Here is a 19,736-nt window from a genome sequence, read left to right as displayed (position 1 = left end):
TATGACAACCGATGTTTCTAGAGATATAAAAAAGGAACTTAATGGGTCGCTGATAACTGGTATTCTCTTGATTGTTTCGGGGATTATTGCGATCGCAGTACCTTCATTCACCACCATATTCGCCGAAACTTGGTTTGCAGCGATTCTAGCTTTTGCTGGATTTACAAAACTAGTTTACGCTGCCCAAACTCGCGATCGCGGAGGTTTTGTTTGGAAACTTTTATTAAGTGGACTGTATATTGCAACCGGCGTGATGCTGTTGGTTTATCCTTATACAGGTGTTCTCACACTAACTTTGTTGCTTGGCACTTTTTTGGTGACTGAAGGCACATTCGAGTTAATTCTAGCCTTCCAGTTACGTCCACAACAAAACTGGACATGGGTACTAGTAAATGGCATTATTACCCTGGTTTTAGGTGCAATGATTTGGTTTCAGTGGCCGTTCAACGCGCCTTGGCTGCTTGGAACACTAGTTGGTGTCAGCATTCTGTTCAGCGGTATTTCCCGCACGATGTTGTCATTGAATCTGCGTTCTGCTTTAGATGAGGTATAGGGAATAGGGAGTGGGGAGTGGGGAGATGAGGGAGATGAGGGAGATGAGGGAGATGAGGGAGATGAGGGAGCAGGGGAGGCAGGGGGAGAATATCCCCAGTCCCCAGTCCCCAGTCCCCAGTCCCCAGTCCCCAGTCCCCAATCCCCAATCCCCAGTCCCCAATGACCAAATAGAAAGTTTATGAGACATTGCAGCAGCGATCGCTTTGGTATTGCTAAATTAACAAAGGTAATCAAAATCCAGGCTAGCTAGCTGCAATCAACAATGGTATCTATTACTACTCCCTTCTCGGATATTCAAAACCATTGGGCACGCTTATTTATTACAGCCTTAGCCCAACGTGGTATCGTCACTGGGTTGCCTAATGGGACTTACCGCCCAGATAACTCACTCACGCGTGCTGAGTTTGCCGCCATCATCGCTAAGGCATTTCCAACAGTTACCAAGAAGCGGCAGTATGTTGCCTTTGTTGATGTACCTAGTAGTTATTGGGCAGCAGCTGCCATTCAAACAGCTTACGAAAAAGCATTCATTAGCGGATTTCCTGATAAAACCTTCCGTCCTGCTAACCGAATTACGAGGACGGAAGTTTTAGTTTCCTTAGTAGCAGGCTTGGAAATAGCCACAAAGGTAAAACCTGACCTCCTCTCAACACTTGGACAAATCTATCAAGATGCTGGCCAAATTCCTGACTATGGCAAAAATCAGATAGCTATTGCCACTAGTGCAGGATTAGTGGTTAATTTCCCAAATCTGAAATTACTTAATCCTAATCTCGCAGCCACCCGTGCAGATGTGGCAGTGATTATTTATCAAGCTTTGGTGTACTTAGGTGCAGCAGAAAAGATTGCCTCTAGTTACCTCGTGGTGCCGCCGACTCCAACACCCACTCCCACACCAACGCCAACACCCACACCAACGCCAACACCAACGCCAACACCCACACCCACACCTATACCTCCCGGTAGCGTCAAGCTAAATCACACCAGAGAATTCCGGGGAGTGTGGGTAGCGTCTGTTTGGAATGGTGATTGGCCTTCCAAAACAGGACTTTCTGTTGAACAACAGAAAGCTGAACTTACCGAAATTACCGTTAAATTACAAGCGCTAAACTTCAACGCTCTGATCTTCCAAATTAGACCAGAGGGAGATGCTTTGTATGAATCCCAATTAGAGCCTTGGAGTGCTTGGATTACCGGAACTCAGGGAAAAGCACCAGAACCATTTTACGATCCTTTAGCGTTTGCGATCGCAGAATGTCACAAGCGCAACATCGAAGTTCATGCTTGGTTCAACCCTTACCGCGCCAGCACTTCCACCGACCCTGCTAAAACCGTCCGTCCACACATAGCAGTTACCAATCCCGAAACTGTTTATTTGTGGAAAACTCAACGCTGGATGGACCCAGGATTGAAAATAGTCCAGGACAGAGCTTACAACGTGATTCTCGATGTAGTCAAGCGCTACGATATCGATGGCATTCACTTAGATGATTATTTCTATCCCTATCCTGTAGAGGGGCAAAATTTCCCCGATGACAAAACCTACGCTGCATACAAAGCAACTGGCGGTACACTTAGCTTGGGCGACTGGCGACGGGACAATGTTAACAAAATGGTACTGCGTCTCTCGGAGGGAATCAAAGTAACTAAACCACACGTTAAATTTGGTATTAGTCCCTTTGGAATTTATCGCCCCGGACAACCCGCTGGTATTACTGGGTTGGATGCTTATAATGTGCTGTATGCCGACGCCAAGAAATGGCTCGAACAAGGCTGGATTGATTATATCGCCCCTCAACTTTACTGGCGCACAGACCAACCACAACAAAGTTATTCTGCATTGTTAAAGTGGTGGACAGACGTAAACACAAAGCAAAGACATGTTTACGCTGGTAACAATCTCACAGAACCAAGCAACAAGAGTCGGGAAAGCGATGAGATTGAAAAGCAGGTAAAAATTAGTCGTAGCCAAGCTGCACAGTTGTCATTGGGGAATATCTTCTTTAATCTCGGTGTTTTGAGAGAAAATAGTCAAGGCATTGCTGATAAATTCCAAAGTCTGCTTTATAACAAACCTGCCCTCCCTCCAACCATGTCTTGGCAGACTGCAACACCACTTCCTCCACCCACAGAACTACAAGTCAACAACCGCAAACTCAGTTGGCAACCTGGAGATAATCAGCCGGTTCGTTCCTGGACACTTTATCGCCAAACTGGCGATACTTGGACAATCCAGCGAATTTTGTCTGCTGGCACAACCTTCGCCACCGTTCAAATAGCGGGAACCTACGCTGTGTGTGCAGTAGATAGGTTGGCCAATGAGAGTTTAGGAACAGTTATTACAGTTAGTTAATTTTCATTTTTCATGGAACAAAAACTGCATTTTGGCAGAAACTTCTACCAAAATGCAGTCAAGGGGTACTTAATCTTTCCGTTAAAGGTACATACTTAAGGTACATGCTGGGTAGGTAATGCGTCCATACTTACGCAACCGGACTTTGTGGTAGGATTTATAACAGCAATTAGTATTTTTTTTGACAAAAAATTGTTTAAATTTTTCAGCCAATTGTTACTTTTTGGATTAGCGCTTTCGGCGCTGAGTTCTTATCTTTTTAGAGAAAGCCCTGTTCTTGCGGAAATTACAGCCGACAGCACCTTGGGAAGTGAATCATCAATTTTAATTCAAGGGGTTGAAGTTAAAGGGGCAATAGGTAATCGCATTGATGGTGGTGCAGTCCGAGGAGCAAATCTATTTCACAGCTTTGGTGAATTTAGCATTGGTGATGGGCAACGGGTTTACTTTTCCAACCCTACCGGAATAGAGAATATCCTCACACGAGTTACAGGTAATAATCCCTCGAATATTTTGGGAACGTTGGGAGTTTTGGGTAATGCCAATCTGTTTTTAATTAACCCCAATGGCATCGTATTTGGCAGCAATGCAAGGTTAGACATTGGGGGTTCGTTCCTCGGAACAACAGCAAATGGTATTAAATTTGGTAATCAGGGTTTTTTTAGCGCTTCAACCCCTGAGATTATCCCTTTGCTAAGTATTAATCCTTCGGCATTATTCTTCAACCAAATTAGCGCAGGAACTATCGAAACCAGATCAGTCGCACCTGCCGGTTTAGATGGCTCAGGAGAGCAAATATTTGGTTTGCGGGTTGCCGATGGTAGGAGTTTACTACTGTTGGGGAGTGACATCAACCTGAATGGAGGCAGCTTGAATGCCTTGGGCGGTAGGATTGATTTGGGCGGATTGGCAGGACCGGGAAGTGTGGAGTTGAGGTTTGTGGGTAACAATTTGAGTATGAGTTTCCCTGATAGTGTACCAAGAGCAAATGTTTCACTTACCGATAATGCCAAGCTCAATGTTACAGCCGAAAATGGTGGTAGTATCGCAATTGCTGGTCGAAATATCGACATTGCAGGAGAAAGTATCATTCAAGCCGGAATCGGTTTTGGCTTAGGAAATTTTGGCAATCAAGCTGGAGAGATTACGCTCAATGCCACTGATTTAATTACATTAAGGCAGTCGAGTACAATTCAAAACACAGTTGAGCAAAATGCTACAGGTAATAGTGGTGATATTAAGGTAACCACAGGCTCATTTTCTGTGAGCGATGGCTCTCAAGTAATTGTTAGTACTCTGGGACAGGGAAATGCAGGTAATGTCACAATTCAAGCTCGTGACATGGTTACACTTGATGGGCTAAATAGTGAATATTACTCGACCAAAATAGTTAGCAACATCGCTCCAAGAGGTGTAGGTCAGGCAGGAAATATTAACATTCAAACGGGGTCGCTCTCAATGATTAATACTGCTTTGTTAGATTCTGGTACTTTTGGTCAAGGAAGTGCAGGTAATATTACTATTCAAGCTCGTGAAGCAGTTTTATTAGATCGCAGTGACATAGCAAGCGCGGTATCAAGGCGTGCAATATTCGGTAAAGGAGGAAATATTGAAATTACCGCAGATTCGCTTTCAGTTGTCAATGGATCTCAACTGAGTTCTAGCACTTTTGGTAAAGGCGATGCAGGCAATGTCACAATTCAAACTTATGGGGTAAATGGGGTTGTTTTTGATGGTGTAAGTAGTGAAGATGAATTTCCCAGTGGAGCATTCAGCACAGTGTCTGACAATGCAGTAGGCAAGGGAGGAAATATCCAAATCACGGCAGAGTCACTCTTTGTTAGTAATGGCGCTCAACTACAGGTGGCGACAATTGGACAAGGAGATGCAGGCAATATTACTATTAAAACTCGCGATCGCCTTTCTTTTAACGGTACTGCTAGTTATGGATTACCCAGTGGAGCTTTCAGTTCTGTGGAACCCAGTGCAGTAGGTAAGGGAGGAAATATTCAGATTACTACAGGGTCACTCTCGGTTACCAATGGTGCTGGGTTAAACTCCCAAACTCGTGGCAAAGGGGATGCGGGGAGTATTTTGATTAAAGCTCAGGATCTAGTTTCATTTGATGGAGTCAGTATATTAAACTTCAGTAGTGGAGCATTTAGTACAGTATCTTTGGATGCCCAAGGTAAGGGGGGAGATATCGAGATTATTGCAGGGTCGCTCTCAATTAGTAACCGTGCGCGTTTAAATGCTCAAAGCAACGGTATGGGGAAAGCAGGCAATATTCTAGTGACAGCAAATACTTTTGATGCTGCTAGTGGTGGAAAACTTCTCACATTAACAACCACTACGAATCCAGCAGGAGATATTATTTTAAAGATACGCGATCGCCTGACTTTAGCAGGTGATGGTACTGGAATGTTTGCCAATACAACTGCCGATGCTACTGGCAACAGTGGTAACATTTTCATTGATCCGAAAGTGATGATTATTCGTGATGGGGCTAAAATTGCTGTTGATAATCAAGGTGCTGGTATCGGCGGTACTATTAATATCCAAGCCGGAAAATTAACCCTCGATAACCAAGCTGTCATCTCTGCGGAAACAGCGAGTAATACTGGCGGTGATATTCAACTCCAACTAACAGACTTGTTGCTATTAAGGCGTAACAGCATCATCTCAACAACTGCGGGAACTACCCAAGGAGGTGGTAATGGAGGTAACATTGCCATCAACTCTCCATTTATTGTTGCTGCGGCTTCAGAAAATAACGATATTATGGCCAATGCTTTTAGTGGCAATGGTGGCAAAGTTAATATTACTGCTCGAAGAATCTTTGGACTAATACCACGTAGTCGTTCGGATCTAGAGAGACTATTGGCGACTAATGACCCCGATAAATTAAATCCGCGATCGCTCCCTACAAGTGATATCACTGCTATTTCCCAAGCCAATCCCTCATTCAGCGGGCAGGTAGTTATTAACACATCCGACGTAGAACCCAGTAGCGGACTGGTGAATTTGCCCACCAATTTAGTAGATGCTTCCCAACTCATTGCCCAAAACTGTAGGAATGGTGGAGAAGCAACAGCCAATCAACAAAGTGAATTTGTAGTCACTGGACGGGGAGGCTTACCACCTAACCCCATTGAGCCACTGAGCAGTGATGCCATCTGGCAAGATTTACAACCCCACGCTTTGCTTAATGAAAAGGTAAGTGGTTCCAAAGAAGAGGTAAATTTGGTTTCAGAAACACCAAGTGCGATCGTTGAAGCTCAAGGATGGGTGATTGCTGCTGATGGTAGTATTACCCTTGTAGCTCAAGCTCCTACTACTACCCCTCACAACTCCTCACTGACACCTGTTAATTGCCCTCTTGCTCAAAATTGATGTTGGACTCTCAGATGGCAAAAAAACAGCCGAGATTTTGGCGTAAAGCTTTAACTTTTGTGCTTTGTGTGCTGTTAGGGGTAAGTCTAACTCTAACGCTGGAATTGAGGCAAGTTATCGCTTCTTCTGTTCAACCTCTGGTTGCAGAAGAGAAAATTCCAGAAAAATCAAATTTAATTCAACAAGCTAGAGAACTGTACGAAGCACAACGATATGCTGAAGCTATAAATATTTGGCAGTTGGCACTCAAAGCAGAAAAGAATCCATCGTCTCAAGCTATGGTGCTAAATTATCTCTCCTTGGCTTACCAACAGTTGGGACAATGGCAGCAAGCAAATGAGACAATTAACTCTAGCTTGAATTTAATCCAAAACTCCCAACAAACAACACCACAAGCAAAACTCATCCTTGCCCAAGCACTCAACACTCAAGGAAGTTTGCAATTAGCTGAAGGTAAAACAGAACAAGCTCTTAATACTTGGCAACAGGCAACTACCATCTATACCGCAGCAGGCTATACACAAGGCAGAATCGGCAGTTTAATTAATCAAGCTCAAGCCCAACAAGCTCTAGGGCTTTATCTCCAAGCTCGTAAAACCCTGGCAGAAGTAGAACAAACACTAGAGAATCAACCAGACGAACAGTTAAAAACTACAGGGTTACGTAGCCTGGGTAACGTTTTCAAATCAGTGGGCGCTTTGGCTGATTCTCGCAGAGTTTTGCAACAAAGTTTGCAATTGCTACAGAATGGCGGGAGTAAATCACAACGAGAATTAAGTGCCACCTTACTCAGCCTGGGTAACACAGCTTATGCCCAAGACGATACAAATACAGCATTGGCATACTACGAACAGGCTGCAAATATTGTCTCTGCAAGCAGCATGACGCAGATTCAAGCGCAAATCAATCAAATTCAACTATTAATAGCAACTGGACAAACGAAAAAAGCTGAGAATCTCTCGCTACAACTCCAGTCAAAGTTTAGTAATCTATCTCCCAGTCGCTCAACAATTTACTCTCGCATCAACCTTGCCAAAAGTTTGATCAAGCTGGGAACAAAAGAAAATACTGCATCTGCTAAACTACTGGCGATCGCAATTCAAGAAGCTCAAAACTTAAGTGACCAACAAGCAGAGTCTTATGCTTTGGGTTATCTAGGTGGACTTTATGAACAAACCGAGCAATGGTCAAATGCTCAAGATTTAACCCAGCAGGCTTTGCAAATAGCTCAAGCCATTAATGCTCCACATATTGCTTATCAATGGCAATGGCAATTAGGACGCATTTTAAAAGCCCAAGGAGCAATTAAGCCAGCAACATCAGCTTATGAAGTCGCTTTTACAACATTAAAATCTCTGCGTAGCGATTTAGTGGCGATTAACAGTGACATTCAATTTTCCTTCCGTGAAGCTGTAGAGCCTGTGTATCGTGAATATGTACAATTACTGTTAAATCCGGGTGAAAGTGTAGAACCCAATCAGGAAGAACTAAAACAAGCTCGTCAGGTAATTGAATCGCTACAATTAGCAGAACTTGATAACTTCTTTCGTTCAGCTTGTCTACAAGGACAGATAGTATCGATTGAGCAAATTCAACAATCACAAGCAGCAGTAATTTATCCCATCATTCTCCCAGACCGACTAGAGGTAATTCTGAGTTTACCTCAGCAGGGGCTACGCCACTATGCTACGAAAATAAGTCAACCTGAACTAGAAGAAGTCACAGAGCAACTCAGAGAAAATTTAGAAAAGCCCTTTACAACTCCTGAGGGAAAATTATTATCTGCAAAAGTTTACGACTGGTTAATTCGCCCTGTGGAAGCAGAACTGGCTCAAAGTCAGGTGAAAACATTAGTTTTCGTTTTGGATGGTGCTTTGCGAAATGTGGCGATCGCAGCGTTGTATGATGGCGATCGCTATTTAATAGAAAAATACAGCATTGCACTTACGCCTGGATTAGAGCTATTAGGGCCGCGTCCTTTGCGCCAAACCAAGCTAAAAACTTTGGTCGCTGGACTGACAGAAGCACGACATGGGTTTAGTTCCTTACCAAATGTCAGCGACGAATTAAAAGCAATTGAATCGGAAGTCCCTAACGAAGTTCTCCTGAATCAGACATTTACTAGTTCAGGCTTGCGAAAACAGATTGACTCAGTGCCTTTTTCTGTAGTGCATCTGGCAACTCATGGTCAATTTAGTTCCAATGCTGATGAAACCTTTGTGTTGGCTTGGGATAAACCGATTAAACTCAATGAATTAAAAGATTTGCTTCGCAGCAGAGAGCAAACTACACCTGAACCAATTGAATTACTCGTTCTCAGTGCTTGCGAAACTGCTGATGGAGATAAACGCGCTGCTTTAGGACTGGCTGGGGTAGCAATTCAAGCAGGCGCACGCAGTACCTTAGCTTCTCTTTGGAGCTTGGATGATGAATCTAGCGCCCGCCTCATCGGTCAATTTTATAAAGAATTGGCAACAAAGCAAGTCACAAAAGCAGAAGCACTGCGCCAAGCCCAACTTTCTCTGTTAAAAGACCCAGATTATCGGCATCCCATACATTGGGCAGCTTATGTGCTACTGGGAAATTGGTTGTAAATAAGTTGCTAAAAAATTTTTTTGGGTTTGTTCTTAATTTGAGTGCATAAACCTCAAAAGTGAAACGTGTAACTCAGCAAGAAGTTCAAAGGCTAACACCAGACTTCTTTACACACACAACACGAGGTTTATAGTACACATGGGAACATATAACGGCGACAACAACAATAACACCTTCCTGGGAATTAATGGTGAATCTTGGATACTCAACGGACAAGGCGGTGATGACTACCTAGCCGGTGCAGAAAAAAATGATGTAATTAATGGTGGAACTGGCAACGACAATTTGCTTGGCGGTGCTGGTAACGATGTAATTGATGGTGGTGCTGGCAACGACAACTTGTATGGTAATGAGGGCGATGATACTTTAATTGATACAGATGGTTATGTCGATGGTGGTGCAGGTAATGACACACTAGTAGCCAACTACAGTCAGTTGAACAACGGTGCTGGTGTAGATGTAGGATTCAACGGACAAAATGCCATCTTCAGCCGCCTGACTGGTAACCCAGTACTTAATTACACTAGTATTGAGAAATTCAACGTTACAGGCTCACAATACGCAGATGTCCTGCGTGGTGCTGCTGGCAGCGATAGTCTGTATGGTGGTGGTGGTAACGATCAAATTGAGGGTGGTGCTGGCTTTGATTATCTTTATGGTGACGCTGGTGATGATACTGTAATCGATACAGATGGTTCTGTAGATGGTGGTGCAGGTGTTGATACGCTAGTAGCCAACTACAGCCAGTTGAATAATGGTGCTGGTATAGATGTAGGATATTTGGGGCAAAGTGTGATCTTCAGTCGCCTCACTGGTACTGGCGTACTTGGTTATAGCAATATTGAAAAATTCAAAATCACAGGCACACAATACGCAGATGTCCTGCGTGGTGGTGCTAACAGCGATAGTCTGTATGGTGGTGGTGGTAACGATCAAATTGAGGGTGGTGCTGGCTTTGATTATCTTTATGGTGAGGCTGGTGATGATACTGTAATTGATACAGATGGTTCTGTAGATGGTGGTGCAGGTGTTGATACGCTAGTAGCCAACTACAGCCAGTTGAATAATGGTGCTGGTATAGATGTAGGATATTTGGGGCAAAGTGTGATCTTCAGTCGCCTCACTGGTACTGGCGTACTTGGTTATAACAATATTGAAAAATTTAATATCATAGGCACACAATACGCAGATATCCTGCGTGGTGGTACTAACAGCGATAGTTTGTATGGTGGTGGTGGTAACGATCAAATTGAAGGTCGCGCTGGCAATGATTATCTTTATGGTGAAGCTGGTGATGATACTTTTATTGATTCAGATGGTTTTGTAGATGGTGGTGCAGGTGTTGATACGCTAATAGCCGACTACACTGATTTGAATAATGGTGCTGGTGTAGATGTGAGAGAAAATGGCATCTTCAGCCGCCTGAATAATAATGCACTACTCAGTCACACTGGTATTGAAAAATTTGACATCACAGGCACACAATATGCAGATATCCTGCGTGGTGGTGCTGGTAATGATTCCCTCAAAGGCGGTGCTGGCAATGATACCCTCAATGGCGATGCTGGCAATGATTCCCTCAAAGGCGGTACTGGCAATGATTTCATCAACGGTGGTAGTGGCTATGATATCGTTAACTATGAAGGAAATTATACAGACTATACAATCTCTTTCCTAAACAATGGCGATTTACAGGTGATTGATAATGTCACTGCCAATGGTAACGAAGGTATCGACATCCTCACTGGTGTAGAGTTCATTACTGCACAAGGCGGAAATTTTGCAGTCCTCACGGGTGGTGCAGGCAATGATGTGTTAACAGCATCGAACTCCTGGACTTTCCTGTTCGGTGGTGACGGAGCCGATAACCTAACTGGTGGAACTGGCTACGATAACCTTGTTGGCGGCAATGGTAATGATAGTTTAGTAGGCGGTGCTGGCAATGATAGTTTAATAGGTGGTGCTGGCAGCGATATTCTCACTGGTGGTGCTGGTGCAGATAAATTTGTGTTCAACTCGAACCTAGAAGGCTTAGATATCATCAAAGACTTCAGTAGGGTTGAAGGTGACAAAATTCAGATTTCTAAAGCTGGTTTTGGTGGTATCACTAACTTCAACAATTTCAGCTACAACGATGCTACTGGTGCTTTGTTATTCCAAGGAACTCAATTCGCCACCATTGAGAATAAACCTGCTGGTTTTGCAATTAGCACAGACATCCAGCTTGTATAAAAGTTTATATAAATTGGTTTGACAAGTTAATCATATCAATTACCAGCCCTTACTTCGGTGAAGGGCTGGTTTCTATATGCTGAAGTATAGAAGCCTGAGCTTAGCTAGCGATCGCCTTTGTCGTTGCCATGTAAAGTTATATGTGGTGCGATCGCTTCACAGTAACAGTACACCAGTTAAACTTTTACTACACCGCTTCCGACTTGACTGAAGCCACTCCCCATTCCCTACTTCCCACCGGGACACACTTGCTGTACCCTTGAAGGCAGTTGCCGGCATACTTGCTCAAATCCTTGAGGATTAATTTGCCACCAAGCAAATAATCCCAAACTTGTACCCCCTGCAAGCAATGCCAACACTCCCCCCAGCATTACCAAGCGTTTACGCAACTTAGGTTTTTCGATTAAAGTTGGTGCGATTTCTAGGGATGTAACTGGTTCCTCTGGAATCTCTAAATCTAGTAATGCTTGGGAACTTTCTGTAAAGGAAATTGGTTGTTCTTCTTGTTCCTGTAATTCTTCTTGTTCCTCTGGTTCTTCTATTTCTGCTTCTATAATTTCTACTGGCGGCGTGGGAGTAACAACTGCTAAATATTCTGGGGAAACACGGCAATAAGTGAGAACAACCGAAATATTATCACGCCCATTTTTCTCGTTTGCCAGATTAATCCAATTGCGGACAGCATCTTCAACTGTGACTTCACCCGTGAACACAGGTTTGGCATAATCTTGCCAAGATTGTTCTACCCAGTTGCGATCGCTTAAACCATCAGAACACAACAGCAATATACCATCTTCTTCCACAATGAAACGCTGAATCCTCAAACGCAAAGATTCTGCATCTCTTGTCCCCAAAGCTTGAGTTAGGGCAGTAGCATCTGGTCTTAAAAGTGCTTTTCGATACAAGCTTTTAGCGAAACGTACTTCCCGTGTCACTACATCATCATCTATTGTTAATAGCTGACAATAGTTAGGAGTAATCCAATAAGCACGACTATCGCCAACATTAGCTAAGTATAATTCATGGCCATTGTTTGATTGCCAACCAGAGATAGTCTGAATTCGTTGGGGAACTTGCACAGCCATGACAATAGTTGTCGCCATGCGTTCTCTACCTTGGCGTTTTTGCTCATTATTGCGGGCTGAAATCACATTATTCACCACCCGCAAGCTTGCTTCTAGTTGTTCTTGCAACAACTCTGGTGATACAAGTTGACTTTGTGCTGCAACCTCCGCTAACAAAACGCGAATTTGCAACTTCACAGACTCCACTGCTAACCGGCTAGCAACTTCACCGCCTTCATGTCCGCCAATACCATCGCAAACAATCGATAAGTGGGGTATCAAGCGATCGTCTAAGTCACTAAAAGCATTAGGATAACAACTATCTTCATTTTGCGTCATTACTAAGCCAACATCTGTGGAGCCTGCCACCTTGAGACTTAAAGGCAACTCTGCCGCAGATGCTAGTAGTAAATTATTGAGTTGAGTAACAATAACATCTAACTCTACCTCAGTTTCACACATCTGCTGGACTATATTCTGCAACCGTTTGGCTATGGATGTTTGTGCAGATGTTACCCAAGGCTGCCAACACTGTCCTAAATTTTGTAGAGACGTTTCATGAAACGTCTCTACAGTTTCATGAAACGTCTCTACCAGTTCCAAGAGTCGCACACACCAACCTTGGACTCTCAAATTATCTTGCACCAATAAACTGCGGGCAAGTCCCAATTCTGATAAAGGTGTCCAAAGTTGGAGAATTTGCCACAGCCAATAAACTTGTCGTACCGCCGTTGCTTGCTCCCACGCCTGGGCAATAGTTGGGTAAATATGCCCTGTTTCATCTATCGGCACATTTTCCAATAAGAGGATATCACCTGCATCCTCCTCAACGCGACGAGCAAACCCATAAGCCTGGGGTAAATGTAACCGTTCTTGATATAACCGTAAATAAGGAATTACTGCTTTTGGCAATTCCTCAGGTACATCTGGCGGTAGTCCTGGTTGAGTATCCAGCCAAACTTGGTGTCTAATTACCTCATATCTATTTGCTACCTTAGTGCCCGGTGTCACTTTGGCAGACAACGAGCCTACAGCCCAGAGATAGCGATGAACTAGGGGAGTTTGACAACTGGCACAAACAGCATTTTCCTCAGAATTAATGGGGTTATGACAGTTTGGATTTATACAATAAATTATCGGTTGAGTAAAAATCATAAAGGTATAAATTTAAGGAACAAATCAACTCATGAATTTCGGTTAAATTTAGCTGTCAACAACTTGAAGGCTAGAATAGACTGGACTTGTGTACCCCTGGCTACACCTTGTTACTGAAATTAATCAAAATTATTGGTAAAAAAACCAAATTTTGCTTTCCGTTAATAGCCTGCGTCTGGGTGTATCTAATCGTATAAATGCATTTACGTCAATGTAGAGTCTTAGGATAGCGCTATGCCAAGTTTTACTTTAATTTGGCTTCTTGCAGGAGCAGTTCTCTGTTTAATGGAACTGTTCTTACCATCGGCCTTCGTCGCCTTCATGATGGGAATTAGCGCTTTTGTCGTGGCGCTGCTGTCTGGAGTCGGTTTGACAAGTTTATGGTTGCAAATTGTGGTTTGGCTGTTACTTTCCACAACACTAATTCTGCTTTCCCGTCGCTTTTTGCAACCGCGACGACGCAAGTCAAAAATTCAAGATGCAGTCACAGCTGAAACCCTCACAGAAATCCCACCTGGTAAAACAGGGCGAGTGCTGTACGAGGGAAATTCTTGGCAAGCACGATGTGACGATGACAAGTTCAGCATAGCGCCCAATCAAAGAGTTTATGTCGTCAGGAGAGAAGGCACCACTTTAATTGTGATACCAGAAAATTTGTTGAGTTCTTAATTCTTGGAAGTGGGGAGTGGGGGGGAGCAATGCGATTTTGTGAGGTGGGGAGGCAGGGGGAGCAGGGGAAGTGAAGAGAAAATCTTAGTATTTTTTACGACCGTTATAGTCCTAAATACACTTATTTATTTCTCTCCCCCTGCCTCCCCTGCCTCCCCTGCCTCCCCTGCTCCCCCCACTCCCTACTCCCCACTCCCTCTTTCAAATTTAAAATCAGGAGATTCAAAATGGAACAGTTATTTTTACTAATCTTTTTAGCCCTTGGTGGTGGTGCCGTGGCAGGAACTGTGAAAGTCGTCAACCAAGGCAATGAAGCTTTGGTGGAAAGATTGGGTAGCTATAACAAAAAGCTAGAACCAGGTTTGAACTTTGTAATTCCTTTCCTAGATAAAATCGTTTATCAAGAAACCATCCGCGAAAAAGTCTTAGATATTCCTCCCCAAAAATGCATCACCCGCGACAACGTTGGCATTGAGGTAGATGCAGTGTTTTACTGGCGGATTGTAGATATGGAAAAAGCCTGGTATAAAGTAGAAAATCTCCAGTCAGCAATGGTAAACATGGTGCTGACTCAAATTCGCTCGGAAATGGGGCAATTAGAGTTAGATCAAACCTTTACTGCACGTTCCCAAATCAATGAACTTTTGTTAAGAGATTTGGACATTGCTACAGATCCTTGGGGGGTAAAAGTGACGCGGGTAGAACTGCGAGATATTATTCCTTCTCAAGCGGTGCGGGAATCAATGGAATTGCAAATGTCGGCAGAACGGCGCAGACGAGCAGCAATTCTGAATTCTGAGGGTGAACGCGAAGCTGCCGTCAATACTGCCAGAGGTAAAGCCGAGGCACAAATTTTAGATGCCGAAGCTCGTCAAAAAGCGACAATTCTGCAAGCAGAAGCGCAACAAAAAACCATTGTCTTGCAAGCCCAAGCTGAACGTCAGCAACAAGTTCTCAAAGCCCAAGCAACCGCTGAGGCAATGCAGATTATTACCAATACTCTCAAATCTGAAGCAAACGCACAACAAGCCTTGCAGTTTTTACTCGCCCAAAATTATCTAGAAATGGGTACAAAGATTGGCAGCAGCGACAGCAGCAAGGTGATGTTTATGGACCCGCGCAGTATTCCCGCGACTCTAGAAGGGATGCGTTCCATTGTTACGGACGCTACTAATGGAAACTCTAACCCCTTGTTTGGTGGGGAAATATCGACGGGGAATAATCGGCCTGGGTGAGGTGTGGGGAGTGGGGAGTGGGGAGTGGGAAGATGAGGGAGATGGGGAAAACAAGGGGACAAGGGGACAAGGAGAATAACTCCTAACTTAACAGTCAACAGGAGCCACTGCGGTCTTGGGGAAACCCCAAGTCGAGCAAGTGGCGTTTATCAGTCACCACTCACCACTCCCAACTCCCAACTCCCAACTCCTTTTACAAAGCCTGACATTGGCTACACAAGCCAAAAAACTCTAGGGTGTGGTAAAAAATTTTAAATTTATGGCTGGTTTCTAACTGGTCTTCTAGGTTATGGACGGGGCATTGATTAATTTGAATTGAGGTACCGCATTGCAAGCAGGTAAGGTGGTGTTTGTCTTGCTGCGCTAGGCTGTAAAGGGCTTCACCGTTAGCCAAATTCCGCATTTGTACCATGCCTTCGAGTTTTAAGGCTTCTAAGGAGCGGTAAACCGTGGCTAAACCCATACCTTGATTGGTGTTACGTAGTTCTACATAAATATCCTGGGCGGAAATGCCTTTTTTGATGGTTTTTAGCAGGTTCAAAATACGCTCTTGACTGCGGGTGCGTATGACTGTCATAGACAATTATTTAAATATGCCACTGTAATTTGAAGCTGTTGGACTGGCTAATTAATAAATTAACTTTAACTGCTTCGTAATCTTATTTTCACTCAGTTGGAACAGAAAGTTATAGTATAGCGATCGCAGCATTCAGCAAAAAGCCCGTGCAAAGGAAGTATCTAGCTAAAATTCACGTGACACTTCGTCCCTCAGTCTTAGACCCTGCTGGTGTGGCTGTACAATCCGGTCTCCAGCAAATGGGATACGATAACGTTGAGCAAGTGCGGATTGGTAAGTACATTGAACTTACCATCGTCTCGCCGGATGAAAAAAAAGCGCGTCAAGACCTCAATAACATCTGTGACCAAATGCTAGCAAATCCGGTGATTGAAAATTATCGCTTTGATTTAATTGAGGTCGAATCACAGACGGGGGTCTTTTAGGGAGTGGGGACTGGGGACTAGGGACTGGGTACTGGGGGTAGAGGAGCAGAGAAGAATAATTAATAATCAATGCTCAATGCCCAATGCCAAATACCCCCTTTACCATTTCCGATTCCCCATTTCCCAGTCCCCAATCACCAGTCCCCAGTCCCCAGTCCCCATTCCCCATTCCAATTGACAAATGACTAAATTCGGTGTTGTTGTTTTTCCGGGTTCTAATTGCGATCGCGATGTCGCCTATGTGACCAGAGACTTGTTGGGGCAACCGACTCGTATGGTTTGGCATCAAGATACAGACATTGCTGATTTGGATGTTGTTGTTATACCTGGTGGTTTTAGTTACGGGGATTATCTACGCTGTGGTGCCATCGCCCGGTTTTCGCCTGTGATGCAGCAGGTTGTGGAACACGCCCAAAAGGGGAAATTTGTCCTCGGTATTTGTAACGGTTTTCAGGTATTAACTGAAGCTGGTCTGTTGCCGGGGGTGTTGACCAAAAATCGAGATTTGCATTTTATTTGCGATCGCGTTTCTATAAAAGTTGAGCGTACCAATCTACCTTGGACGCAAGCTTATAAGGATGACGAAATTATCACTTTGCCCATTGCCCACGGCGAAGGACGATTCTACGCTGACGCAGCTACTCTCGCTGAAATTGAAGATAACGGACAAGTCTTGTTCCGCTATGCAGGAGAGAATCCCAATGGTTCATTGAATAATATTGCGGGGATTTGCGATCGCTCTGGCTTTGTTTTGGGAATGATGCCACACCCAGAAAGGGCGTCTGATGCGGTGTTGGGCAATAGCGATGGGTTAGGGTTGTTTCAGGGATTGTTAGAGAAGGTGGCGGCGTTGGTTTAACTTGTTGTGGGGTGGGCATCTTACCATTGGTGTCAACTTAACGTAAAACCCTTGTGAAGACGTGATATTGAGTTCATTCACTTACGGTTACTCACGGCGTCACCCCACCCCGGTTTTGTCTAAAGCCAAAACCGCCCCTCCCCTTAGTAAGGGGAGGGGTTGGGGGTGGGGTAAAGCGTATGTGGAACAAGCGTTTAAGCTTAAGTTGACACCAATGGCATGTTACCCACCATATAAACTGCGCGGGCGAAACGCCCACCCCACAAGAGTTTGATTTCATCAGATTTAGGACTTACACAAGAACTCTCTGAAACTCTCATTCCTCCCTGTCGCGCCAGTTGCTACCCGGTTGGGGACTTCCAAATAAAAAAATAATCAATCCCTTGGGTGAGCAGGGGGAGCAGGGGAGGCAGGGGAGGCAGGGGGAGAAGAAATTGCATACTAGTGTTGTATGCAGGAATTGATTAATTTAATTCTTGGATGTCCCTTGGGGGTGGGGTGTTAGAGACTTTTGCAAGAGGTCTAATCTCTTACATAGCAAAATATCATAATCAGTAACTAGAATTTTTATCTAATTAGAAATTCTACTTAGTTTTGATTTTTAAAATATCTATTGTGAGTCTATGGCAGCTTCTGGAAGCTTCTATTTAGTTGCCATAATTTTAACATTTTTAACGATAATAGTTCAAGATTTTATATGAATTTATTGGGTAAATCCTTGTCCTAGTACTGAAAGTAACTGTTTGTTTATAGTTCCCATGTTACTTGTAGATTAACCGCTTCACTGCAAGTGAAACCAGAAAAATGAATCTCAACTCGCAGACTTTTAACTCAACCCGTAAACCTAAAACTTTTAATAATCCAGAGCGTTTTATTGAAGGATGGTATTGGGTAATACCCTCTCAAAATCTGCGGGTAGGTGAAGTAAAACCTGTCACGATTTTGGGCAGAGAACTAGTGATTTACCGTGGGAAAGATAAAAGAGTAGTTACTTTTGATGCCTACTGTCCACATATGGGCGCTCATCTTGCTGAAGGCAAAGTTGAGGGGAATGCACTACGTTGTTTTTTCCACCACTGGAAGTTTGATGGTGAAGGGATGTGTATTGATATCCCGTGTTTAGATACGCCGCTTTCTTTGAAGTTACAATCTTGGCCAACTGCTGAGAAGTACGGGATGATTTGGGTTTGGACTGGAGAAATACCACAACAACCTCTACCTTTTGTTCCAGAGTTAGAACACAAAGAGTGTGATATTGCCATCCATTCTCACTTTTTAATGAATTGTCACCCTCATGTGGTGATGATTAATGCGATCGATGCTCAGCACGTAAATACAGTTCACAAACTGCCTGTAGAAGTTTTCTTTGAAAGACAGCAACTCAACGAAAATGCGATTATCTTCACCAACACTGCACCCATCAAAGAAAATTCATTTTTCATCAAGCTCATCCGTCTTTTCTACAAAAATACCATCACTTACAGTATTTGTTATTGGTACGGTACCATTAATATTGTGACAGTTGGTCCTGATTTCCTCCATGTCCACATGATGTTTGCTACGCGCCTTCATGAAGGGGGAAAAGCTGAAGGCCAAATTGTGTTGATGGTTAAAAAACGTAAGGGAATTTTTGGTTGGTTATCCAATCGAGTTGTGCTGTGGTTGACTAAGATTGCAGGTAAGTACTTTCTCATGGGTGACATCAAAGTTGTCCAAACTATTCAGTTTGATTTGAAAACCCCAATTAAGGCAGATCAGTCAATTATGCAGTTCATCAATCATGTTGAAAAACAGCAGTCTCGAATGTGGGGGACTTGGGAAGAAGCGCGATCGCGCGATGATGAAAGCAAGGCTAAGCGCGAACGATGGCGGGATAGCATGAGTAATGACTAAATATCAGGAGTCAGAATGGGCTACGCCCCGCTGCGCTAACAGGAGTCAGAATTCAGAAGTAAAAAAAGCTTTGTATCTGGTTTTCAGGATGATGTATCTCACTTCATTTAGTTGCAACTTGCTGTAATCACTAAATAAAAGTTAAAAGTTGAAACAAATTACTTTTAACTTTTAATTTATTTTTGACAGGACTACGATATAAATAAAAAGAAGTGGCAAAGCCACTTCCTAATTCCCAGGTAGAACCTAAGTCATGAGTATAACGACTACAAAAAATTGAAATAGTATAAACAAACACCAATTTGCTGAATATCTCTGTTTTTCTAGTTTTCTAGGTTAGGAAATTCTGATTTCCATCAGGCAAATAACACTATATTTAATCAGTCTCATGATTCCAATGCAGACTCAATTTGATCTAGTTCATTGCTAAGATTTGCTAATTTTGCCTCTTCATCAAGAAGGTGCTGTTCTAATTGAAACTTAACTGCTGTACCAGCTTCAATTGCTAAATTTGCACGCATGTGCTTTATTTTCTGGCTGCGCCTGTCCCATTCTGGCTGAAGTATATCTAGTCTCTGCTGTAGTCGCCGCCGTTGTCCAGTAGTTAAACTAGTACGAAGTTTGCACGTTGGGGTATTGCATTTGATGAAGCTAAACTTCAAAGCTTCAGGAGGTGATTTGTATTGGTGGATAGGCGGCGCGATCGCCACTTGGTAGCCTCAATATTAAAA

14 protein-coding genes are annotated in these 19,736 nt (G+C 43.5%); 11 read left to right on the top strand and 3 right to left on the bottom strand.

Translation table 11 applies throughout. The annotated features are described in order from the left end of the window. Position 1: 1 nt before the first annotated feature. The 6 genes from IQ276_RS20265 (at position 2) to IQ276_RS40275 (ending at position 11,339) form a co-directional block, all read left to right on the top strand. The gene (locus tag IQ276_RS20265) at positions 2-553 is read left to right on the top strand and encodes an HdeD family acid-resistance protein (protein WP_193923952.1); all 552 of its coding nucleotides are present in this window, start codon (positions 2-4) and stop codon (positions 551-553) included. A 264-nt stretch (positions 554-817) separates the two neighbouring features. Next, positions 818-2,908, top strand: coding sequence for a glycoside hydrolase family 10-like protein (locus tag IQ276_RS20260; protein ID WP_235115823.1), 2,091 nt, complete (start codon positions 818-820; stop codon positions 2,906-2,908). Between the two features lie 192 nt (positions 2,909-3,100). After that, on the top strand, positions 3,101-6,301 hold the full coding sequence (locus IQ276_RS20255; RefSeq protein ID WP_228043124.1) for a two-partner secretion domain-containing protein: 3,201 nt from the start codon (positions 3,101-3,103) through the stop codon (positions 6,299-6,301). A 14-nt stretch (positions 6,302-6,315) separates the two neighbouring features. Beyond that, positions 6,316-8,895, top strand: coding sequence for a CHAT domain-containing protein (locus IQ276_RS20250; RefSeq protein WP_193917849.1), 2,580 nt, complete (start codon positions 6,316-6,318; stop codon positions 8,893-8,895). Between the two features lie 139 nt (positions 8,896-9,034). Continuing rightward, positions 9,035-11,128 carry a calcium-binding protein gene (locus tag IQ276_RS20245; RefSeq protein ID WP_193917847.1) on the top strand — a complete coding sequence of 698 codons (2,094 nt, stop codon included), beginning with the start codon at positions 9,035-9,037 and terminating at the stop codon, positions 11,126-11,128. A gap of 76 nt (positions 11,129-11,204) precedes the next feature. Then, positions 11,205-11,339: a hypothetical protein gene (locus IQ276_RS40275; protein WP_255264342.1), complete on the top strand. Its 135-nt coding sequence runs from the start codon at positions 11,205-11,207 to the stop codon at positions 11,337-11,339. 16 nt (positions 11,340-11,355) lie between these two features. Here IQ276_RS40275 and IQ276_RS20240 read toward each other — a convergent pair whose 3' ends face one another. Next, positions 11,356-13,347 (bottom strand): PP2C family protein-serine/threonine phosphatase, encoded by a 1,992-nt coding sequence (locus tag IQ276_RS20240; protein WP_193917845.1) that lies wholly within the window; start codon positions 13,345-13,347, stop codon positions 11,356-11,358. Between the two features lie 234 nt (positions 13,348-13,581). Between IQ276_RS20240 and IQ276_RS20235 the strand changes: the two genes are divergently transcribed. Together IQ276_RS20235 and IQ276_RS20230 are read left to right on the top strand one after the other, a co-directional pair. Next, on the top strand, positions 13,582-14,016 hold the full coding sequence (locus tag IQ276_RS20235) for an NfeD family protein (RefSeq protein WP_190880695.1): 435 nt from the start codon (positions 13,582-13,584) through the stop codon (positions 14,014-14,016). A 227-nt stretch (positions 14,017-14,243) separates the two neighbouring features. After that, the gene (locus IQ276_RS20230) at positions 14,244-15,251 is read left to right on the top strand and encodes an SPFH domain-containing protein (protein ID WP_221709030.1); all 1,008 of its coding nucleotides are present in this window, start codon (positions 14,244-14,246) and stop codon (positions 15,249-15,251) included. A 193-nt stretch (positions 15,252-15,444) separates the two neighbouring features. On the opposite strand, the gene IQ276_RS20225 is transcribed toward IQ276_RS20230, so the two are convergent. Next, entirely contained in the window at positions 15,445-15,828 is a 384-nt protein-coding gene (locus IQ276_RS20225; protein WP_073642156.1) for a Fur family transcriptional regulator, read from the bottom strand. A gap of 146 nt (positions 15,829-15,974) precedes the next feature. On the opposite strand from IQ276_RS20225, the gene purS reads away from it, so the two are divergent. The 3 genes from purS to IQ276_RS20210 all read left to right on the top strand — a co-directional run bounded on the left by purS (position 15,975) and on the right by IQ276_RS20210 (position 19,005). After that, positions 15,975-16,253, top strand: coding sequence for a phosphoribosylformylglycinamidine synthase subunit PurS (gene purS, locus IQ276_RS20220; protein ID WP_073642157.1), 279 nt, complete (start codon positions 15,975-15,977; stop codon positions 16,251-16,253). A 181-nt stretch (positions 16,254-16,434) separates the two neighbouring features. Next, positions 16,435-17,112, top strand: a complete 678-nt coding sequence (gene purQ / locus IQ276_RS20215; protein ID WP_235115822.1) for a phosphoribosylformylglycinamidine synthase subunit PurQ — start codon at positions 16,435-16,437, stop codon at positions 17,110-17,112. An 804-nt stretch (positions 17,113-17,916) separates the two neighbouring features. Continuing rightward, on the top strand, positions 17,917-19,005 hold the full coding sequence (locus tag IQ276_RS20210) for an aromatic ring-hydroxylating dioxygenase subunit alpha (RefSeq protein WP_190880687.1): 1,089 nt from the start codon (positions 17,917-17,919) through the stop codon (positions 19,003-19,005). Between the two features lie 386 nt (positions 19,006-19,391). Here IQ276_RS20210 and IQ276_RS20205 read toward each other — a convergent pair whose 3' ends face one another. After that, positions 19,392-19,715: a hypothetical protein gene (locus tag IQ276_RS20205; RefSeq protein WP_193921979.1), complete on the bottom strand. Its 324-nt coding sequence runs from the start codon at positions 19,713-19,715 to the stop codon at positions 19,392-19,394. Between the last annotated feature and the right edge of the window lie 21 nt (positions 19,716-19,736).

It is taken from the genome of Desmonostoc muscorum LEGE 12446 (assembly GCF_015207005.2).
GTDB lineage: Bacteria > Cyanobacteriota > Cyanobacteriia > Cyanobacteriales > Nostocaceae > Nostoc > Nostoc muscorum.
This window is presented reverse-complemented; position numbering and strand designations above follow the sequence as displayed.